Below are 18,446 nucleotides of genomic sequence, written 5' to 3'. Positions count from 1 at the left end.
CGCTGCTCCGCCGCCTACTCCGCGTAGAAGCAGCGCCCGCAGGCCTGGCGGTAGCTCTCGTTGCCGCCGATGCTGATCTGCTCGCCCTCCTTCATGCGCTTGCCGTCTTGGTCGACGCGGATGTTCATGGTCGCCTTTTTGCCGCAGCTGCAAATGTTCTTCAGCTCCTCGATGTCGTCGGCCAGCGCCAGCAGGTAGGCCGAGCCGGCAAAGGGCTGGCCGCGGAAGTCGGTGCGCAGGCCGTAGCTGATCACCGGCACGCCGCCCACCTGGGCCAGCTGGTGCAGCTGCTGCACCTGGGCGGTGCTGAGGAACTGCGCCTCGTCGATCAACAGGCAGGCGATCTTCTCGTCGACCTCGCGCAGGAAGTCGGTGTCGGCGTGGAACACCTCGACCTGGCGGCTCGGCCCCAGCCGCGAGGTCACCTGGCCGACGCCGTAGCGGTCGTCGATGGCGGCGGTGAACAGGCGCACGCGCTGGCCCTGCTCCTCGTAGTTGTGCGCCACCTGCAACATCGCGGTGGATTTGCCTGCGTTCATCGCAGAATAACGGAAATAAAGTTTTGCCACTGCTGCCTTGTGCCCTGTGAAGTCGTCGAACGCGGCGGCGCCTGGCGCCGTTCGCGAGCGCGATTATAAACCGCCCCCGCGCGAAAAAGCGCATACTTGCTTTTCGGGCAGCACAGCGGAATTGACAGTTTCCCGCATAAGCTAGCACGGAAACATTCCTTCCCAGCATGAATTTGGCGGCCTAAGATCCGCTTCTTTTCAGGAAAAAGCACGGCCGGACACAATCCGCCGGCGCCGCTTCCCAGCCAGGAGAATTTATGGACACCACAGCGCAACCCGCACTCTTCGACCTGATCGGCAACACCCCGCTGATCCAGGTGACCCGCCTCGACACCGGCCCCTGCCAGCTCTTCCTCAAGCTCGAATCGCAGAACCCCGGCGGCTCGATTAAGGACCGCATCGGCCGCTCCATCATCGAGGCGGCCGAGGCCGACGGCCGGCTCCAGCCGGGCGGCACCATCATCGAGGCGACCGCCGGCAACACCGGCCTGGGCCTGGCCCTGGTCGGCCGCATCAAGGGCTACCGCGTGCTGCTCGTCGTGCCCGACAAGATGTCGACCGAGAAGGTGCTGCACCTGAAGGCGCTCGGCGCCGAGGTGCGCACCACCCGCTCCGACGTCGCCAAGGGCCACCCCGAGTACTACCAGGACTACGCCGCCCGCCTGGCGCGCGAAACCCCCGGCGCCTTCTTCGCCGACCAGTTCAACAACCCGGCCAACCCGCTGGCCCACGAGACTAGCACCGGCCCCGAGATCTGGCAGCAAACCGGCCACAATGTCGACGCCATCGTCGTCGGCGTCGGCTCGGGCGGCACGCTGAGCGGCCTGACGCGCTACTTCGGCCGGGTCCAGCCCAGGCTCGAATTCGTCCTGGCCGACCCCAAGGGTTCGATCCTGGCCGAGTACATCGACACCGGCAGGGTCAACCCGGTCAGCGGCTCCTGGGCCGTCGAGGGCATCGGCGAGGACTTCATCCCCGCCATCGCCGACACCAGCGGCGTGCGCCAGGCCTACACCATCAGCGACCAGGAGAGCTTCGACAGCGCGCGCGAGCTGCTGCGCGCCGAGGGCATCCTGGGCGGCTCGTCGACCGGCACCCTGCTGGCCGCCGCGCTCAAATACTGCCGCGCCCAGAGCACGCCGAAGCGCGTCGTCACCTTCGTCTGCGACACCGGCACGCGCTACCTGTCGAAGGTCTACAACGACGGCTGGATGCACGACCAGGGCCTGCTGCGGCGCGCCGCCAGCGGCGACCTGCGCGACCTGATCGGCCGCCGCCACGACGCCGGCGAGGTGGTCAGCGTGGCGCCCTCCGACACCCTGCTGACCGCCTTCAACCGCATGCGCAGTAGCGACCTGGCGCAACTGCCGGTGCTCGACGGTGGCCGCCTGGTCGGCATCATCGACGAGTCCGACCTGCTGCTCAAGCTCGACGACCACGCCGTGCAGTTCTCCAGCCTGGTCGGCAGCACCATGACCAGCCGGCTCGAAACGCTGCACCCGAACGCCAGCCTGCAGGCGCTGCGCAGCACGCTCGACCGCGGCCTGACCGCCGTCGTCGCCGACGACAACGTGTTCTACGGCCTGATCACCCGCTTCGACCTCCTCAACCATCTTCGCAGGACACAATCTTGAGCCACTCAAACGACAGCAGCAAGCGGCAGCACCTGGCCACCCGCGTCATCCACGCCGGCCAGTCGCCCGACCCCAGCACCGGCGCCATCATGCCGCCGATCTACGCCACCTCGACCTTCGTCCAGCAAAGCCCGGGCGTGCACAAGGCCTCGACTACGGCCGCTCGCACAACCCCACCCGCTGGGCGCTGGAGCGCTGCGTCGCCGACCTGGAGGGCGGCGCCGAGGGCTACGCCTTCGCCTCCGGCCTGGCCGCCATCTCGACGGTGCTGGAACTGGCCGACGCCGGCTCGCACATCATCGCCGGCGACGACATGTACGGCGGCACCTACCGTCTGTTCGAGCGGGTGCGCCGGCGCAGCGCCGGCCACGACTTCACCTACGTCGACCTGACCAACCCGGCCAACCTGCTGGCGGCGATCCGCCCGGAGACGCGCATGGTGTGGGTGGAGACGCCGACCAACCCGATGCTCAAGCTGGCCGACCTGCGCGCCATCGCCGAGATCTGCCGCCAGCACGGCATCATCGCCGTGGCCGACAACACCTTCGCCAGCCCGCTGGTGCAGCGCCCGCTGGAGCACGGCTTCGACATCGTGGTGCACTCGACCACCAAGTATTTGAACGGCCACTCCGACATCATCGGCGGCCTCGCCATCGTCGGCGGCGAGGCGCGCCAGCAGGCCTGGCGCGAGCAGCTGGGCTTTTTGCAGAACTCGGTGGGCGCCATCGCCGGCCCGTTCGACAGCTTCCTCGCCCTGCGCGGCGTGAAGACGCTGGCCATCCGCATGGAGCGCCACTGCGCCAGCGCGCTGGAGCTGGCCCGTTGGCTCGAGCCGCAGGCGCTGGTGAGGAAGGTGTACTACCCGGGACTGACGTCACACCCGCAGCACGCGCTGGCGCGGCGGCAGATGGACGGCTTCGGCGGCATCATCTCGATCGATTTGAACACCGACCTGGCCGGCGCCCGCCGCTTCCTCGAGCGCTGCGAGGTGTTCGCGCTGGCCGAGAGCCTGGGTGGAGTGGAAAGCCTGATCGAGCATCCGGCGCTGATGACCCATGCCAGCATTCCGGCTGAGCAGCGCGCCAGGCTGGGCATTGGCGACGGTTTGATCCGGCTGTCGGTCGGCATCGAGCACATCGACGACTTGCGCCAGGACCTGGCCAACGCGCTGGCCGCGATCTAAGCCAGCGCCGAACCCCGACAGGCCCTGTCGGTGGCCGGCCCGCGCCTCGCCAGAGGGTCAGACCCTGAGGGTCTGACCCTGTTCACGGCGCCGCAAGCGCAGCCGCGCAATGCGGCGGGGGTTGTCCTTACTGCCCCGGATGGTACTTGCGCTCTAGGTTGCGCTCGACGTCCTCGGGGTAGAACAGCACCTCCTTGAACTCGCCGCGCGCGTACATCTCCGCCTGGTCGGCGAAGTGCGGCGAGGCCGGGTCGCCGCTCTGCCCGCCGGCCAGGATGCTCCGGGCCTTCAGGCGCGGGCCGAACTCCACCGCCGCCACGAAGCTATTCCCCCGCTCGCCGTAGATGCGCTTGGTCTTGGCCGGCGTGGTCATGCCGTAGGCCGCCAACGAACCCCAGTTGGCCGAGGCGAAGGCCACCGGCAAACTCGGCTTGCTGTCGTCGAAGGGCTGCACCACGTCGCCGGTCAGGCGCTGGAAGCGGTTGATCTCGCCCCACGGCGTTTGCCACTGGCCGAAGTCGGCCGCCAGCTTGTCCGAGGCGCGCTGCAGCGCCAGCAGGCGCTCGCGCGCCGTCAAGCGCGTCTCCATATAGTCGAGCACCAGCATCTTGGCGCTCTTGGCGGACGGGCCGAAGCTGGCCGCCATGTCCTGCGCCCAGAACACCGCCAGCGAGGTCGCCACCGAATCGAGCGCGTAGCGCGTGTCCCAGCCGCGCAGCGCGGCCACCTGCGCCGCCAGCGCCGGCTTGAGCGGGTCGCCCTCGGCCAGCTCGTCCCAGGCCGCGAACAGCTTGGGCAGCAGCGGCTCGAAGGCCGGCAGCGCGTTGTCGTAGGCGCTGGCGATCAGGCTGTCGATGGTGAAGTCGCGCTGGTCCTGCAGCACGCGCACGGCGTGGATGCCGCGCGGGTTCTCCGGGTTCATCGACATGTAGGCCGGGTAGTCCCGCGCGCGCGGGCTGTACTTGCCGGCCGCCGAAAACGGCCAGTTGTTGGTGTTCTGGATCCAGCCGTTGGGCGGATTGAACAGGGTGATGGTGTCTTTGACGGCGTGCAGGCCGCGCCACTCGGTGGCCGGGTCGCTGCCGTCGACCGGCTGGCGCCAGTCGAAGCGGCTGTCGCGCACGGGGATGAAATTGCCGTGGAAGTAGGCGATGTTGCCGTCCGCGTCGGCGTAGACGGTGTTGTTGGACGAGTTGGTGCGCAGCTCCATCGCCTTGTGGAAGGCGGCGTAGTTGCGCGCCTTGGTGCGGATGAAGGACTGCGTCAGCGCCTTGCGCGGCTGGTTCATCAGCCGCACGGCGAGCCACTTGCCGTCCGCCTCGCGCACGATGGGGCCGTGGTGGCTGTAGTAGACCCTGACCACCTTGCTGGCCATCGCGCCGTCCGCTCCCTTGTAGGGCAGCGTGATGTCGACCGCCTTCAGCGCGCGCTCGCCGGCGCCGTAGCGGTAGAAGAAGCGGCCGTCGCGCTCGGTCACGGTTTCGGCGTATTCGTCGATGACGTCGCCGCCGCCGGAGGTGTGCATCCAGCCGATGCGCTCGTTGAAACCCTGGTAGACGAAGAACTGGCCCCAGGTGACGGCCCCGTAGGCGTTCAGCATCGCCGCTGCTGACCTGCACCTCGGGACGGAAGTAGAAGGAGGTGTGCGGGTTGATCAGCAACAGCGCGTGGCCGTTGCGCGTCAGCGCGGGCGCGATGGCGAAGCCGTTCGAGCCGCGCGGCTCCTCGTCGAGGTCGCTGCCGCGCAGCTGGGCCAGCGTCCGCGCCGGTCCGGCCAGCGGCGCGCGGCGGCCGTACAACTGCTCCAGCTGCTGCAGGTTGACCGACTCGATGTCGCCGCCGATGCTGCCCTCGCTGAAGCTGAGCGCCATCCACGGCTCGAAGCGGGCGATCAGCTGCGGCTTGACCTGCGGGTGCGTGGCCAGGTAGAAGTTGAGGCCGTCGGCGAAGGCCGTCATCAGCTTCTTCAGCCAGGCCGGGCTGGCGGCGTACTGCGCCTTGAGCTGGGCCGGACTGATGAACAGCTTCATGCGCAGGTCGCGGTACAGCTCGGCCTCGCCCTGCACCTCGGCCAGGCGGCCCATGGCGTTGATGTAGTTTAGCTCGACGCGTTTGAAGTCGTCCTCGGCCTGGGCGTACATCAGGCCGAAGACGGCGTCGGCGTCGCTCTTGCCGTGGACGTGGGGGATGCCCCATTTGTCGCGCCGGATGGTGACGCGCCGCGCCTGGGCGCGCCAGCGCGCCGCCTCGGCCGCGCCGGCCTTGGCGCGCGCGCCGCTCGCCTGGTCGGCGGTGTTGGCCTTGTCGGCATGGCCGGCGGCGGCGGCATTGCCCGCCGCGCCCAGCGGCAGCAGGCACATCATGGCCAGCACGGGACGCATGGTCGACATGGTCGCCGCCGGCCTAGGAAGCGTCGACCAGGGCGGAGATGCGCTCGTGCAGCGCGGCGTTCTCCGCCTTCAGCGCGGCGTTGCGCGCCTTGAGCGTGGCGATCTCGGCGCGCAGCTGGTCGACCTCGCTCAACGGCTCCTCGCCCTCCTTCGGTTCGCGCGGCGTGCGCGCGGCGGCGCGCAGTTCGCGCACCTCCTTGGCGGCCTGCTGCATCTGCTTCTTGCCGCCGGCCACGGCGGCGACCTGCTCGGCCTCCGGCAGCGAGGCGACGGTGGCGGCGGCGTTGATCGAAATGGTGCCGGAGCGCACCGCCTCGACCAGCTCGGGCGCGGCGGTCTTCTGGATCTTCTCGATCTGGCTGATGGTGTTGCTGCTCAGGCGGGCGGCGCGGGCGATGTCCTCGCGCGAGCTGAGCGGCATGGCGGCCGGCCGCGCGGCGGCCTCGCCGTCCTCGGGCGGCGCCACGGCGGCGTCCTCGGCCAGCGCCAGCGCGGCCAGCTCGGCCGACTTGGCGGCCATGATGTCCTTCTTGCGCAGCGCCAGCACGCCGCGCTGGAAGTCCGACACGCTGCGCCGGCCCAGGTGGTTGTCGATCATCCACAGCTTGACGTCGTCCAGGCTCTTGAAGCTGGTGTTCTCCGTCACCTTGAACGGCACGCCGTGCTGCTGGCAGATTTGGTAGCGGTTGTGGCCGTCGACCAGCACGTCCTGCCACAGCACCAGCACGTCGCGGCAGCCCTCGACCAGGATGCTGCGCTCGAGCGCGGTGTACTCGGCCTCGGTCAGCGGGTCGATGTAGGCGCGCAGGGTGTCGTTGATTTTGATTTGCATACTGTGATTCCTTCCAATACCGGCGCGGGGGCGCGGCTGTGCGCCTGCCAAATCGCCGAACAGCATGCTACACCATCTGGCCGGCCGGCCAAAGGCGCATCGCAATTGATTGCTAAAACGACATTGCGTGCGGCGCGGCGCGCGCACTTGCCGGCGTGTCCCACCGAAAGACCGCTGCCGGAGGGTGACGCCGCTGCCGAGCAAAGGCGGCCGCGCCATGGCGGCACCGCCGGGCCGGGGCGAAGCGGGCTACAATGCGGCGATGTCCGATAAACCTCCCAAATTCCCCGGCCCGCTGACGGCGCGCGGCGCCGTGCTGGCCGTGCTGCTGTCGGACGCCGACCAGACCGGCGCCGAGCCGCTGCAGGGCCGCGTCGCGCTGGCCACCATCGTCAAGATCCTCAAGCGCAAGTACCACTGGCCTATCGAGGCCGACAGCTTCCCCGGCAACACCGCCGACGGCCGCGCCAGCTGGGCCACCGTCTACAGCCTGCCGCCGGCGGTGATCGCCGCCGCGCTCGAGGCCGGCGGCCGCGACTGGCTCGACAGCCGCCGCACCAGCAAGACCGGCGCGCGCACAGGCCGCTGACGGCGCAGCGGGCTGTCGCGAAGTGGCATGGAAATTTGTCTTTGGCGCAGCGCAAATACCGTTTTCGCGCCGAATCGACACGGCCGGCCACGCGGTCCAACATCGTGCGATCAAATGGCTGGTGGGCGCGGCACTCGCCAATTGTCCTGCCCGGCCGCGCCGGTCACTATCAATAATATTTATATATTGACAACATCCTGCCGGCGCCCCTAACTTAGATGCCGCAGCAACACCGATTTCGTCGCCATCTAACTTAATCAGGAGACAATTATGGATTCAGTCACATTTCAGTTGGTCTTGCACAGCCCCACCGGCCGCAGCGTGCCGGGCACCTTGACCTACCACTTCCGCGACCTCAAGCGCAGCGGCCACGACGCCCTGGCCGAACTGGCGGCCGCAGCGGTGGACCGGGGCACGGCGGAGTTCACCACCTTCGTGGTGGAGGGCACCTTCTCCGCCCCCGCGCTGACCGGCCCGCTGCCGATCAAGATCAAGGGCGTTTCCTACCTCAGCATGATGGGGCCGACGCTGGCGACCATCTTCAACGGCAGCTCGACCATCGCCTCGCTGGGCCTGGAGTTCAATTTGATCGACTCGGCCGGCAGATACATCGGCGGCGGCCTCAGCTGGCGGCCCGAGGGCCCGGCAGCACACAGCCCTGGTGCTTCATCGGCACCCAGCTCGATTGAGGCCGCCAAGGCTGGCGCACGATTGAGCAAACCAGGCAAGCCGATGTCGTTCATGCTATCGTTCCTCGCCTCACAAGCGAAACATCATGTGCGCGTATCATGGACGACATCAATCAATCATCGCGGCCAAACAACGAGATGTCTAAGCTCGTCGAGCAAGGCCTGGCCCTCATGCAGGCCCACGACCGCGCCCTCGCCTCGGCATTTCTGGTGCGTAACGGCATCCCGTTCAGCGTAATCGTGCGTGTGCTGTCCGACCCGCCCGAACGCCGCCGCGCCGCGCGCCCGCGCCCCGTCGAACGGCCCGAATGGAAGGCCTGAGCCATCAACAAGCGGCAGGTGATGCCGGAACGAAAGTGATCGAAGCTGTGTTTGCTCCCCGTCAAGCTCGGCGCGCAAGGTCTCACTAGAATCGTCTCTTGACGGCGCTCAATTGCGCCTGGGAACGTGAATCGGGACCGGCCCGGCTCTGGAGACGGCGCATGATCGCAAACGCCTGCAAATCGGGACACGTCCCGCATGACTGTCAGCACCCCACGGCCAGAGCACGGCGACGCTTGGCGCCGCAGCGCGGCGCGGCGACGATCTTGTTTACCATGATGGTGGTCGCGCTGCTCGGATTCATCGGGATGGCCTTGGACCTTGGCCTGGTCTACAACCGCAAGGTCGAACTACAAGGGTTGGCGAACGTCGTCGCGCTCGCCGCCGCACGGCAACTCAACGGCACCGCCGCCGGCGTCAACAATGCGCTAGGCAAGGCGACGGCCACGGCGGCCACTTGGAAATATCAGCACAATCAACAGTTCGTGGTTTGGAGCAATGCCGCCATCTCGTTTGCCGCGCTGTCGGATGGTCCCTGGAAAGATGCGGCGGGCGCCGCAAGCTCGCCCGACGGCTTGTTGTTCGTCAAAGTCGACACCGGCTTGCTTGACGCCGCACACGGCGCCGTCACGCTGAACTTCATGAACATCGTGTCCAGCAGCTTGGCCAGCGTCAGCGTCGGGGGCCGCGCGGTGGCGGGCCGCGCCAGCATCAAGGTCACGCCGCTGGCCGTCTGCGCGATGTCGAACACCCCGGCCGCCGCGCGGTCCAATCCGAGCGCGCCGCCCCAGGTGGAGCTGGTCGAATACGGCTTCCGCCGCGGCGTCGGCTACGACCTGATGCAGTTGAACCCGAGCGGGACCAGCGCCGAGAACTTCGTCATCGATCCGATTGATCCGCCGAATGTCTACGGCAGCGCCGCCAACACATGGCCGAGCTTGGTGGGGCCGTTCGCCTGCGTCGGCCGGCTGGCGATGCCGCGGGTCACAGGCGGCCCCGTCACGGTCGGCCGCCCCTTCCCCCTCGCCTCGCTCTACCAGCAGCTCAACTCGCGCTTCGATCAATATGTCGGCGGCCTGTGCAATCCCGTGACGGCGCCGCCGGACGTCAACATCAAATCCTATCTGTACACCGCCATTCCATGGATGGGCACGGCGCCCGGCGCGCAAGCGGCCCAGTCGACGACCCACCTCGGCAAATTGTGGACCATCGCCGACCCGCTGCCCGCCCCGCCGCCGGGCAACACCGCGCCCATGTACGGCCCCTTGTGGGCGGGCACCAGGGCGGTGCCCTACTCGTCCTACACCGCGAGCCCGCTGGAGCCGGCCGGCGGCTACGCGCCGTTCGCCACCAGCACCTGGACCAGCCTGTATGCGCCGGGCACGCCCACCGTCACCGCAGCCTACCCCGGCGGCGGCACGGCGACACCCTACAGCGCCACTTCCGGCGCCAATTTCCTCGCCCCGTCGGCCGCGCACAAGCCCATGGCCGTCGCCAAGCGTCGCGTGCTCAACGTCGCGCTGCTGTCGTGCCCGGTCGGTGGCGGCGCGCTCAGCACGGCCACGGTGCTGGGGATAGGCAAGTTCTTCATGACCGTGCCGGCCACGGCGACCAGCATCTACGCCGAATTTGCCGGCCTGGCCCAGGAGCAGTCCCTGGGTGGCGAGGTGACCTTGTACCCATGATCCTTCACAATTGATGAATATGCGCAAACATATCCAAGCCCAGCTTGGCTCCGTCGTGGTCGAGTTTGCATTGGTGCTCCTGATCTTCCTCATGCTGGCCTTTGGGGTGATTGAACTGGCGCGCGTGATGTACCTGTTCAATACACTGGAAGAAGTGACGCGCCGCGCCGCCAACCTGGCCAGCAACACCGACTTCACCAACGAGGCGGCCAAGACGGCGCTGCGTCAAGCAGCCATCTTCCGCAGTTCCGCCGGCCCACTGATCCTGGGCGCGCCGATCACGGACGGCCATGTGCGCATTGACTATTTGTCGCTGCCGCGGGCCGGCAACGGAACCGGCAGCATGACCTTGACCGAGATCCCGACAGCCAACATGCCCTCTTGCGTCGCGAACAATCGGATCACCTGCATGACAGACCCGAACAGCCTCAACTGTGTTCGCTTTGTCCGCGTGCGCATCTGCGATCCGCTCGATACCAGTACCTGCGCGAGCGTGCCATACCAGTCGATCATCTCGATGATCGGCATACAGGGAAATTTGCCCAAGGCGACACGAATCGTCGCCGCCGAATCACTTGGCTTCACGCCGGGAATGGCGACTTGTTTTTGACCTACCGTCAACCCGGCGGGGAGCGCCATCCTCGACGGGCAATCCCTGTGCGCGATAGCACCGCATACCAATGGAAAGCGAGGAACAAGTGGAAATGGAAGGCCATATAGGGCGTCGCCTTAGGGTGAACGCACCACACTCCCGTAGCCGACGCGGCTTGCCTCAGCGGAGACAGGGTGGTATCGCCGCAATCGAGATGGCGATGGTACTGCCCGTGCTTCTCATTCTACTAACGTCGCTGTTATATATAGGACGCGTCGTTTGGCACTACGGGGTGGCACGCAATGCGACGCAAGATGCGATGCGCTATTTCTCAACCGTTCCGGTGGCCGATATGGCGTCCCCGGCGGAAGTCGCCAACGTCAAAGCAGTTGTGAACAGCATCATCGCCAGCGAAACTGGAGAACTCAACCCTGGGGATTACGCGCCATCCACCAGCATCCTTTGCGATGGAATCATCTGCGATGGCTTTACCGTGCCATTAACAATTTCGATAGTCATTCGAATCAAAGTCTCGGATCCATTCTTCGACGGGATCACAGAGGCGAGCATGACAATAACCACCCAAGCCGGCTCCCCGTACATAGGAACGTAGGCCGCCCAGCGGCACTACAGCAGTTTCTCATCTTGCTCGATGCCGTCCAGGTCCAGGTACTTTACCGAAGTCACACTGGTGGCCGGGTGCGGCAGGCCCAGCGCTGTCCGGGTGGCACTGGCGCAGGCATCGCCGAGGCGGTGGCAGGAGACGCCGGGGAACGCGTCCAGGCGGACCTGCCACGTCTGCGTCATGAGGCACTGGCCGGTGTCGTGCTCGGCATTGGCGACCACGCCCTTGATCCACGAGGTGATCAGGTCATCCATGTCGGTGGTGTCGGCGTCGACGCGCAGGCTGGCCTTGGCCTCGGGCAGCGTGACGGCCAGGACGGTCGGGGCGACGGTGCGGATTTTGGTCATGGGGCTTCCTTCGCCAGGCCCAGGCTGGCGCAGCGCGCATCGGCTGCGGCCAGGCTGGCGTAGCTCTCGGCGCCAGGCAGGCCGGCGCCGGTTTCAGTGATTAACATAGAGTTTCGACTGGTTGGTGTTGATGGCTAGGAGAAAATTCAAGACTTCCTCGCTTATCGGATAGAATGAGATGTCATTTTTACATCCACAACAAAAGCAATTCAGTCCAGCGCTAGGTGAGTCAAAAGGGAGTTACCCGAAATCATTTACCAGGAGGGATGGAATGAACACAATTTGGAAATCAGTAGTACTTGCGCTCGCTTTTTCCGCTGCGTCCGCAAATGCGACCACCTATACGCTGCATAACGATGTTGGCAACGGCACCGTCACCGGCTCGTACCCTAATTTCACCCTGACTGGAGCGAACGGCATCGGGGCGAGAGTTTCTCTCACGTCCTACACCGGGGTGATCGATTCCGAGCAGCTTTTATCTTTCAATTACACCTACACGTCGTACGATGAGGATGGAGCCGATTTCGACCCGGCGGGCTACATGCTGAACGGCCAAATGCACCAACTATCTCCTGTCAATATCTACGGGCCCATCACTACCAACGGCTCCGTTTCCCTTGCCCTGCATTCCGGCGACAACTTTGGCTGGTACGTGAGATCTATGGATTCACAACTGGGAGCCGCAACGTTAACTGTTTCGGCTACGGTATCCGCCGTCCCCGAACCAGCGACCTACGCCATGCTGCTGGCCGGGTTGAGCTTGCTCGGCGTTGCCGCGCGGAGAAAGCGCATGGCTGCCTGATTCACCGCCGGCGTCGAGGTGGCGCCGGTTTCGGTGGTGAGGGTCATGGTCAGGTCAGCTCCCGCAGCTCTGGCGCATATATTCCGTTAAAGGTCGTGGCGCCGTTGACAACTACCGCGTCAGCGAAGCCCTCGTCGAGCAGTACATCGCCGGTTTTTCCAGTCCGCCAAAGAGCCTCGTTCTCGATCTGGACCACTCGGAGGACGCGTGCTACGGCCAGCAACCGCTGGCGTTCTACAACCACCATTATGGTTCGACCTGCTACCTGCCGTTGATGATCTTCGACGGCCAGTCGGGTGGCCTGATCGCGGCCATTCTGCGCCCCGGCAAGCGCCCATTCGGCGCCGAGAACGCGATGATCATGCGGCGCGTTCTGCAACGGCTTCGCCGGCGTTTCCCCGACACCCATATTCTCGTGCGCGGCGACGGCCACTTCAGCGGCCCTGAATTGATGGGCCTGATCGAGGACATGCCCAACGTCGACTTCATCTTCGGTTTCTCCTGCAACAGCAAGCTTGTTGCGATCGCGGAGCCTTGCCGGCTGCGTGCCATTGACGCGTGGGTCGCCGCGCAATCCGAGGACGTGGTGCCGAACGCGGTGCGCCTGTTCGATGAGTTTATTTACCAAGCGCGTTCATGGCCGAAAGCCTGGCGCGTGCTGTTGAAGGCCGAGGTCATGGCGCTTGGCGAGAACACGCGCTTCATCGTCACCTCGCTGCCCGGGCTCGACGCCGGCACGCTGTACGAGGACATTTACTGCGCGCGCGGCCAGGCCGAAAACTATATCAAGCATCTCAAGGGCGACCTCGCGGCCGACCGGACGTCGTGCACGAGCTTTCTCGCCAACTGCATGCGTTTGCTGCTCCATTCGGCCGCTTATGTCTTGCACCAGCAACTGCGAACGGAGGCGCTGCGACATACCGCGCTGTCGCAGGCGCAGCCATCGACGGTGATCTCGACACTGTTCAAGATCGCCGTGCAGGTCAGGCAGCGCAAAAACAAAATCGTGCTCCATCTGCCGAGCTCATCCTAGTTCCCATCAGGGAGTGGGCTGCGATTGTTTTTGGCGATATGCGCCGCACCCCAATACCTTGCTAAGGTGGGTCCACGAGGGGCGCATACAGCCTCAGCCGCGACGAATCGGCCGCACGTGGTGGGTGACGCCGGCTGCGGACTATCGCGGCGACTGAGGGGGAGGCAGTGCCGCCTACGCCGCCTCGCCGCGCAGCGGCACCACGTCGGCGCCGGCGCGCAGCTTGTCCAGGTAGTCGGCCCATCGCTGCATCATCGCCCGCCGCGCGGGCAGGTGGGCGGTGCGATTGTAGGCCCGGCCGTTGGGATCCTTCACCGCGTGGGCGAGTTGGTGCTCGATCAGGTCGACGCGCTCGCCCAGCACCTCGTCGAGGATCGTGCGCGCCATTGCGCGGAAGCCGTGGCCGGTCATCACTTCCTTGTCGTAGCCCAAGCTGCGCAGCGCCGCGTTGATGGTGTTGTTGCTCATGCACCGCTCGCCGGTGCGGATGCTTGGGAACACATATTGGCCGTGCCCGGTCATGGGGCGAACGGCGCGCAGCAGCTCCACCGCCTGCCTGGCCAGCGGCACGATGTGGTCGCTCTTCATCTTCATCTTGGCGCCCGGGATGCGCCACTCGGCGGCGTCCAGGTCGACCTCGGCCCACTCCATCGACCGAAGCTCGCCCGGGCGCTGGAAGAGCAGCGGCGAGAGCTTGAGCGCGACGGTGGCGTAGGAGTGGCCGCCGTAGGCGTGGATCGAGCGCAGCAGGTCCGCCACCAGCTTGGGCTCGGTGATCGCGGCGTAGTGCGCCTCGGGCACCGCCGCCAGCGCATCGCGCAGGCCTGCCGTCACGTCGTGCTCGGCGAGGCCGGACGACACCGCGAACCGGAACACCTGGCCGCACAGCTGCTTGATCTTGTGGGCCGACTCGATGGCGCCGCGCGCTTCGATTTTCCGTAGCGCGGCCAGGACATCGGGCGCCTTGATGGTCGAGATCGGCATCGCCCCGATTTCCGGGAATATGTTTCTCTCAAGCCAAGATGTGTTCTTCGCCTGCGTGGTGGCCGCCCGCTCGGCGGCCGTCTTGGCGAGCCACTCGCGCGCCAGCGTCTCGAAGGTGTGCACGGCAGCGGTGGCCAGGGCCAGCTTTTGATCGCGCTTGGCCTTGGCTGGGTCGATGCCGTCGACCCGCAGCTTGCGGGCGTCCGCGCGCTTCTCCCTGGCCTGCAGGAGCGAGACCTCGGGGTAGGGACCGAACGTGAGCCGCGTGTTCTTCCCATTCGGCTGCCGGTAAGCCATCCGCCAGATCTTCGATCCGCTCGGCCCAACCTCCAGATACATGCCTCCGCCGTCGGGCAGGGTGTAGGCCTTTTCTCGGGGCTTGGCGGTCTTGACCTTGGCGTCGGTCAGCGGTACGGCTAGTTTGGGCATTTTGCATCCATGCGGTTGAGGTCCATGCATCCATGGATTCAAGATGGATGCAAAAGCACCGGATTGCAATGGATCTGGTTGGACGTTAAAACACAAAAAAAGCCGCGATCCCCTATGAGGATCGCGGCTTTTTGCATCTCTTTGGACTTCTTTGTACAAACTATTGGTGCCCGGAGCCGGAATCGAACCGGCACGCCCTTACAGGCGGGAGATTTTAAGTCTCCAGTGTCTACCAGTTTCACCATCCGGGCAGCGAGGGCGGATTTTAGCACAACAGCGCTCGACATCGCTAGCCTGGCGTCCGCCAAGCGCCGGCGGACGGCCCGCCGCCGCACCGGATCGCGCGCTTTGCCGCCGCTGCGCACTATTGGCGCCGAATGTCGCGCCTGGCTCCCCAGGTCATCGCCGCGCAGAATTATCAATATTATAATTGTAATTATAAAAAAATCATCCGGCGTAGATCCGCCCAAACCACCGCGACATCCATTGGAGACCCGATTGAAGACCCTTCCCACCGCGACGCTGTTGCTCGCCCTGGCCGCGCTGGCCCTGCCCGCGCACGCCGCCCCCGCCGTCATCCAATTTGACGACGTCCTGCCCGCGCCCGGCCAATACCGGGCGATCGGCATGGGCTACGCCGACTTGAACTGGGACAATTTCTACATCATCAACAGCAGCGGCGCCGGCGTCGCGGACAGCGGCTACGCCAACGGCACCGTTTCCGGCGGCAACGTCGCCTTCAACGGCGGCGGCAAGGACGCCGGCTTCTCGCGCAGCAGCGCGTTCAAGCTGCTGTCGATCAGCCTGGCCAAGGCCTGGCAGGCCGGCGTCGTCCACTTCGACGGCTATGTCGGCGACACCCTGACCTATCAGCTCGACGTCGGCCTGAACACCCTGGCGCCGGCGGCCGTGGTGTTCAACTGGGCCGGCGTGAGCAAGGTGGTCTTCAACAGCGGCAACCGGCAGTTCCAGCAACTGGTGCTCGACGACGTGAGGATCGACCTGGCGGCGCCGCCGCTGCCGGTGCCCGAGCCGGAGGCCTACGCGATGCTGCTGGCCGGACTGGGCCTGCTCGGCCTGCTGGCGCGCCGCCGGCCGGGCGTCTAGCCACGGCCGCTCAACGCAGCGCGTAGTGCACGCCTTGGCGCGCCGCCGGCCCGGCGCGCCGCGCCGGCGCCGCCACCACGCCGGCGCGCCGCGGCGCGTCGGCCACCAAGCTTGAAGGCGTCGACCAGTTGGCCCAGGTGCTCGGACTGCAGACGCATGGCCTCGGCCGCCGCCGCCGACTGCTCGACCAGCGCGGCGTTCTACTGGGTCGCCGCGTCGATCGCGCCGATCGCCTGGTTGACCTGGGCGATGCCGGCGCTCTGTTCCTCGCTGGCGTGGGAGATGTCGCCCATGTAGCCGGCGATGCGGGCCACCGAGGCGACGATGTCGTCCATGGTGCGGCCGGCCTCGCCGACCATCGCACCGCCCCGCTCCACCTGCCGCACCGAACCCTGGATCAGCGTCTTGATCTCGGCCGCCGCCGTGGCCGAACGCTGCGCCAACGCGCGCACCTCGCTGGCCACCACGGCGAAGCCGCGGCCCTGCTCATCGCGCCGATGTCGTGGCACAGGCGGCGCAACGGCGCCACCGCGCGGCGCCGGGACTGCGGTGGCGCCGGGGCGAGGCCCGGCGCATGGATGAATATTACCGCAGGCAATTTTCCCAAGGCAACAGAAATTGTGGTTTTTGGTGAGAATGTCCTTAAATCATCAACAACACCACAATCGATAAAATCAATTTGCTCAAGCCATGGCCGGCCGCCGGCGCGGCGCGGCGGCCACCAGCTGGAAGGCGTCGACCAGCCGGCCCAGCTGCTGCGACTGGCCCAGCATGGTCTCGGCGGCGGCCGCCGACTGCTCGACCAGGCCGGCGTTCTGCTGGGTCGCCGCGTCGATCTGGCCGATCGCCAGGTTGACCTGCTCGATGCCCATGCTCTGCTCGCCGCTGGCGTGGCTGATGTCGCCCATGTGGCCGGCGATGGCCGTCACCGAGGCCAGCACGTCGTCCATGATGCGGCCGGCCTCGTCGACCAGCGCGCCGCCCTGCTGCACCTGGGCCACCGAGCCGTGGATCAGCCGCTTGATCTCGCCGGCCGCCGTCGCCGAGCGCTGCGCCAGCGCGCGCACCTCGGCCGCCACCACGGCGAAGCCCCGGCCCTGCTCGCCGGCGCGGGCCGCCTCGACCGCCGCGTTCAGCGCCAGGATATTCGTCTGGAAGGCGATGCCGTCGACCACGCCGATGATCTCGGCGATGCGCTGCGAGCTGGCGCGGATGCCGGCCATGGTGGCGATCACCTGGCCCACCGCGACGCCGCCGCGGTGGGCCACCTCGGCCGTGTGGCCGGCCAGGGCGTTGGCCTGGCGCACGTTGTCGGCGGTCTGCCGCAGCGTGCTGGTCAGTTGTTCGATCGAGGCGGCGGTCTCCTGCAGCGAGCTGGCCTGCGACTCGGTGCGGGCCGACAGGTCGGCGTTGCCGCCGGCCATGTGGTGGGCGCCCAGCCGCACCGCGCCGGCGCTCTCCTTGATCTGGCCGACCAGCAGCTTGACGTTGATCTGCAGCACCCGCAGCGCCTGGCTCAAACAGCCCAGCTCGTTGTCGCCGCGCGCGGCGATGCGCGCGCTCAGGTCGCCGGCGCTCATGCGGCCGATGTCGCCGCACAACTGGCGCAGCGGCGCCACGGCGGCGTGCTGCAGGTGCCGGCCGAACAACGCGCAGCCGAGCACGCCGGCGGCGGCCGGCAGCGCCCGCGCCGCAGCGCCGCCGCCCAGCGCCGGCGCCAGCCAACCGGCCAGGAACAGCGCCGCCAGCGCGCCGCAGCCGAGTCCGATGCGCCGCTTCAGGGTGAGCGCCGGCAGGCGCGCCGGCCAACGCCAGCCGGCGCGGCGCAGCGCGGCGCCGTCGCGGATGTAGAGGCGGCCGCCGCCGGCGCGGATCTCGGCGTAGGCCTGCTCGGCGGCGCGCACCTGCTCGCGGCTCGGCTTGACGCGGATCGAGGTGTAGCCGACCACCTTGCCGTCGGCGATCATCGGCGCGGCGTTCGCCTCGACCCAGTAGTGGTCGCCGTTCTTGCAGCGGTTCTTGACCAGGCCGGTCCAACTGCGGCCCTGTTTCAGGCAGCGCCACAGGTCGGCGAAGGCCTCGGCCGGCATGTCCGGGTGGCGCACGATGTTCTGCGGCGCGCCCAGCAACTCCTCGGCCGAGTAGCCGCTGATGTTGATGAAGTCCTGGTTGGCGTAGGTGATGTTGCCCTGCAAATCGGTCTTGGAGACGACGGCCTCCGCGTCCTGCAGAATGTATTCGCGGTGCGTGGCGGGGTTGGTGTGGCGCAAGATGACTCTCCCTTGGATGGCGACGATGTGCCCGCGCGGCGGCGCCCGCCTGCCCCCCCAAGGGCCGGCGGCCGCCGCCGGCGAACGGCGTGACGGTGAAACGATCCAGATGCGGTACGAACTTGTGCCGGCGGAGTTGGGCCGGGGTGCTGCGGGCGGTCGCGGCGGGGCGGCCTGGGTGCTACGGGCGCTGCGGTTCGGCGCCGCCGCGCGCGGGTGCGGCGCGCAGGCGGCTTGCGGCGGAACCACACGGCAAGAAACATTGCGCGAATGATACACAGAGAAGGTTGGGCCTTCCAACCGACTTGTTGCATTCTTGATCTTTGTTATTTAATTTACGATTTTCGTCAACAAGATTGTAAAAT

General features: G+C 66.8%; 19 protein-coding genes, 1 tRNA gene and 2 pseudogenes. 11 read left to right on the top strand and 11 right to left on the bottom strand.

Annotation, left to right across the window (positions count from 1 at the left end; genetic code table 11):
- Positions 1 to 14: 14 nt before the first annotated feature.
- Entirely contained in the window at positions 15 to 569 is a 555-nt protein-coding gene (locus tag QC826_RS10950) for a thymidine kinase (protein ID WP_093390178.1), read from the bottom strand.
- A gap of 257 nt (positions 570 to 826) precedes the next feature.
- Here QC826_RS10950 and QC826_RS10945 point away from each other — a divergent pair, with 257 nt between their 5' ends.
- Complete coding sequence (locus tag QC826_RS10945; protein ID WP_279765636.1) at positions 827 to 2,203, top strand: cystathionine beta-synthase; 1,377 nt, start codon at positions 827 to 829, stop codon at positions 2,201 to 2,203.
- Positions 2,200 to 3,386 (top strand): annotated as a pseudogene (locus tag QC826_RS10940) (trans-sulfuration enzyme family protein). The gene QC826_RS10945 and the pseudogene QC826_RS10940 overlap by 4 nt, the downstream one beginning before the upstream one ends.
- 127 nt (positions 3,387 to 3,513) lie before the next feature.
- Here the strand turns inward: QC826_RS10940 and QC826_RS10935 are convergent.
- The 3 genes and pseudogenes from QC826_RS10935 to QC826_RS10925 form a co-directional block, all read right to left on the bottom strand.
- Complete coding sequence (locus tag QC826_RS10935) at positions 3,514 to 4,986, bottom strand: penicillin acylase family protein (RefSeq protein ID WP_279765635.1); 1,473 nt, start codon at positions 4,984 to 4,986, stop codon at positions 3,514 to 3,516.
- A gap of 94 nt (positions 4,987 to 5,080) precedes the next feature.
- A pseudogene (locus QC826_RS10930) lies at positions 5,081 to 5,746 on the bottom strand (penicillin acylase family protein); the annotation flags it as partial.
- Between the two features lie 43 nt (positions 5,747 to 5,789).
- Entirely contained in the window at positions 5,790 to 6,608 is an 819-nt protein-coding gene (locus QC826_RS10925; protein ID WP_279765634.1) for a hypothetical protein, read from the bottom strand.
- A 262-nt stretch (positions 6,609 to 6,870) separates the two neighbouring features.
- On the opposite strand from QC826_RS10925, the gene QC826_RS10920 reads away from it, so the two are divergent.
- From QC826_RS10920 to QC826_RS10900, 5 genes are all read left to right on the top strand, one after another.
- A complete protein-coding gene (locus QC826_RS10920; RefSeq protein WP_279765632.1) occupies positions 6,871 to 7,197 on the top strand; it encodes a hypothetical protein in 327 nt (108 codons plus the stop codon).
- A gap of 270 nt (positions 7,198 to 7,467) precedes the next feature.
- A complete protein-coding gene (locus QC826_RS10915; protein ID WP_279765631.1) occupies positions 7,468 to 8,124 on the top strand; it encodes a hypothetical protein in 657 nt (218 codons plus the stop codon).
- Positions 8,125 to 8,368: 244 nt separating this feature from the next.
- Positions 8,369 to 9,892, top strand: coding sequence for a TadE/TadG family type IV pilus assembly protein (locus tag QC826_RS10910; RefSeq protein WP_279765630.1), 1,524 nt, complete (start codon positions 8,369 to 8,371; stop codon positions 9,890 to 9,892).
- A 19-nt stretch (positions 9,893 to 9,911) separates the two neighbouring features.
- A complete protein-coding gene (locus QC826_RS10905; RefSeq protein WP_279765629.1) occupies positions 9,912 to 10,502 on the top strand; it encodes a TadE/TadG family type IV pilus assembly protein in 591 nt (196 codons plus the stop codon).
- A 70-nt stretch (positions 10,503 to 10,572) separates the two neighbouring features.
- Positions 10,573 to 11,097, top strand: a complete 525-nt coding sequence (locus QC826_RS10900; RefSeq protein ID WP_313872857.1) for a pilus assembly protein — start codon at positions 10,573 to 10,575, stop codon at positions 11,095 to 11,097.
- Positions 11,098 to 11,111: 14 nt separating this feature from the next.
- Here QC826_RS10900 and QC826_RS10895 read toward each other — a convergent pair whose 3' ends face one another.
- On the bottom strand, positions 11,112 to 11,456 hold the full coding sequence (locus QC826_RS10895; RefSeq protein WP_279765628.1) for a hypothetical protein: 345 nt from the start codon (positions 11,454 to 11,456) through the stop codon (positions 11,112 to 11,114).
- Positions 11,453 to 11,563 (bottom strand): DnaT-like ssDNA-binding protein, encoded by a 111-nt coding sequence (locus tag QC826_RS31250; RefSeq protein ID WP_313872856.1) that lies wholly within the window; start codon positions 11,561 to 11,563, stop codon positions 11,453 to 11,455. Before QC826_RS31250 ends, QC826_RS10895 begins: the two co-directional genes overlap by 4 nt.
- Positions 11,564 to 11,727: 164 nt before the next feature.
- On the opposite strand from QC826_RS31250, the gene QC826_RS10890 reads away from it, so the two are divergent.
- The 3 genes from QC826_RS10890 to QC826_RS10880 all read left to right on the top strand — a co-directional run bounded on the left by QC826_RS10890 (position 11,728) and on the right by QC826_RS10880 (position 13,448).
- Positions 11,728 to 12,258: a PEP-CTERM sorting domain-containing protein gene (locus QC826_RS10890; RefSeq protein ID WP_279765627.1), complete on the top strand. Its 531-nt coding sequence runs from the start codon at positions 11,728 to 11,730 to the stop codon at positions 12,256 to 12,258.
- Positions 12,259 to 12,334: 76 nt separating this feature from the next.
- The gene (locus tag QC826_RS10885) at positions 12,335 to 13,291 is read left to right on the top strand and encodes an IS1380 family transposase (RefSeq protein ID WP_313872875.1); all 957 of its coding nucleotides are present in this window, start codon (positions 12,335 to 12,337) and stop codon (positions 13,289 to 13,291) included.
- A 13-nt stretch (positions 13,292 to 13,304) separates the two neighbouring features.
- Positions 13,305 to 13,448: an excisionase gene (locus QC826_RS10880; protein ID WP_279765625.1), complete on the top strand. Its 144-nt coding sequence runs from the start codon at positions 13,305 to 13,307 to the stop codon at positions 13,446 to 13,448.
- 17 nt (positions 13,449 to 13,465) lie between these two features.
- Here the strand turns inward: QC826_RS10880 and QC826_RS10875 are convergent, their stop codons facing one another.
- Both QC826_RS10875 and QC826_RS10870 read right to left on the bottom strand, forming a co-directional pair.
- Entirely contained in the window at positions 13,466 to 14,704 is a 1,239-nt protein-coding gene (locus tag QC826_RS10875) for a tyrosine-type recombinase/integrase (protein WP_279765624.1), read from the bottom strand.
- A gap of 164 nt (positions 14,705 to 14,868) precedes the next feature.
- A tRNA-Leu gene (locus QC826_RS10870) sits at positions 14,869 to 14,955 on the bottom strand.
- Positions 14,956 to 15,202: 247 nt separating this feature from the next.
- Between QC826_RS10870 and QC826_RS10865 the strand changes: the two genes are divergently transcribed.
- Positions 15,203 to 15,811: a PEP-CTERM sorting domain-containing protein gene (locus QC826_RS10865; protein WP_279765623.1), complete on the top strand. Its 609-nt coding sequence runs from the start codon at positions 15,203 to 15,205 to the stop codon at positions 15,809 to 15,811.
- Here the strand turns inward: QC826_RS10865 and QC826_RS31245 are convergent.
- The 3 genes from QC826_RS31245 to QC826_RS10855 all read right to left on the bottom strand — a co-directional run bounded on the left by QC826_RS31245 (position 15,808) and on the right by QC826_RS10855 (position 18,081).
- A complete protein-coding gene (locus tag QC826_RS31245; RefSeq protein ID WP_313872855.1) occupies positions 15,808 to 15,969 on the bottom strand; it encodes a hypothetical protein in 162 nt (53 codons plus the stop codon). The genes QC826_RS10865 and QC826_RS31245 overlap by 4 nt on opposite strands.
- Before the next feature lie 42 nt (positions 15,970 to 16,011).
- Complete coding sequence (locus QC826_RS31240) at positions 16,012 to 16,320, bottom strand: methyl-accepting chemotaxis protein (protein WP_313872854.1); 309 nt, start codon at positions 16,318 to 16,320, stop codon at positions 16,012 to 16,014.
- Positions 16,321 to 16,494: 174 nt separating this feature from the next.
- Entirely contained in the window at positions 16,495 to 18,081 is a 1,587-nt protein-coding gene (locus QC826_RS10855) for a PAS domain-containing methyl-accepting chemotaxis protein (RefSeq protein WP_279765622.1), read from the bottom strand.
- Positions 18,082 to 18,446 lie beyond the last annotated feature (365 nt).

Origin of the sequence: Rugamonas sp. DEMB1 (assembly GCF_029834475.1) — a bacterium.
Classification (GTDB): domain Bacteria; phylum Pseudomonadota; class Gammaproteobacteria; order Burkholderiales; family Burkholderiaceae_D; genus Rugamonas; species Rugamonas rubra.
Note: the sequence above shows the minus strand (reverse complement) of the source record. Positions and strands in the feature narration are given on the sequence as shown.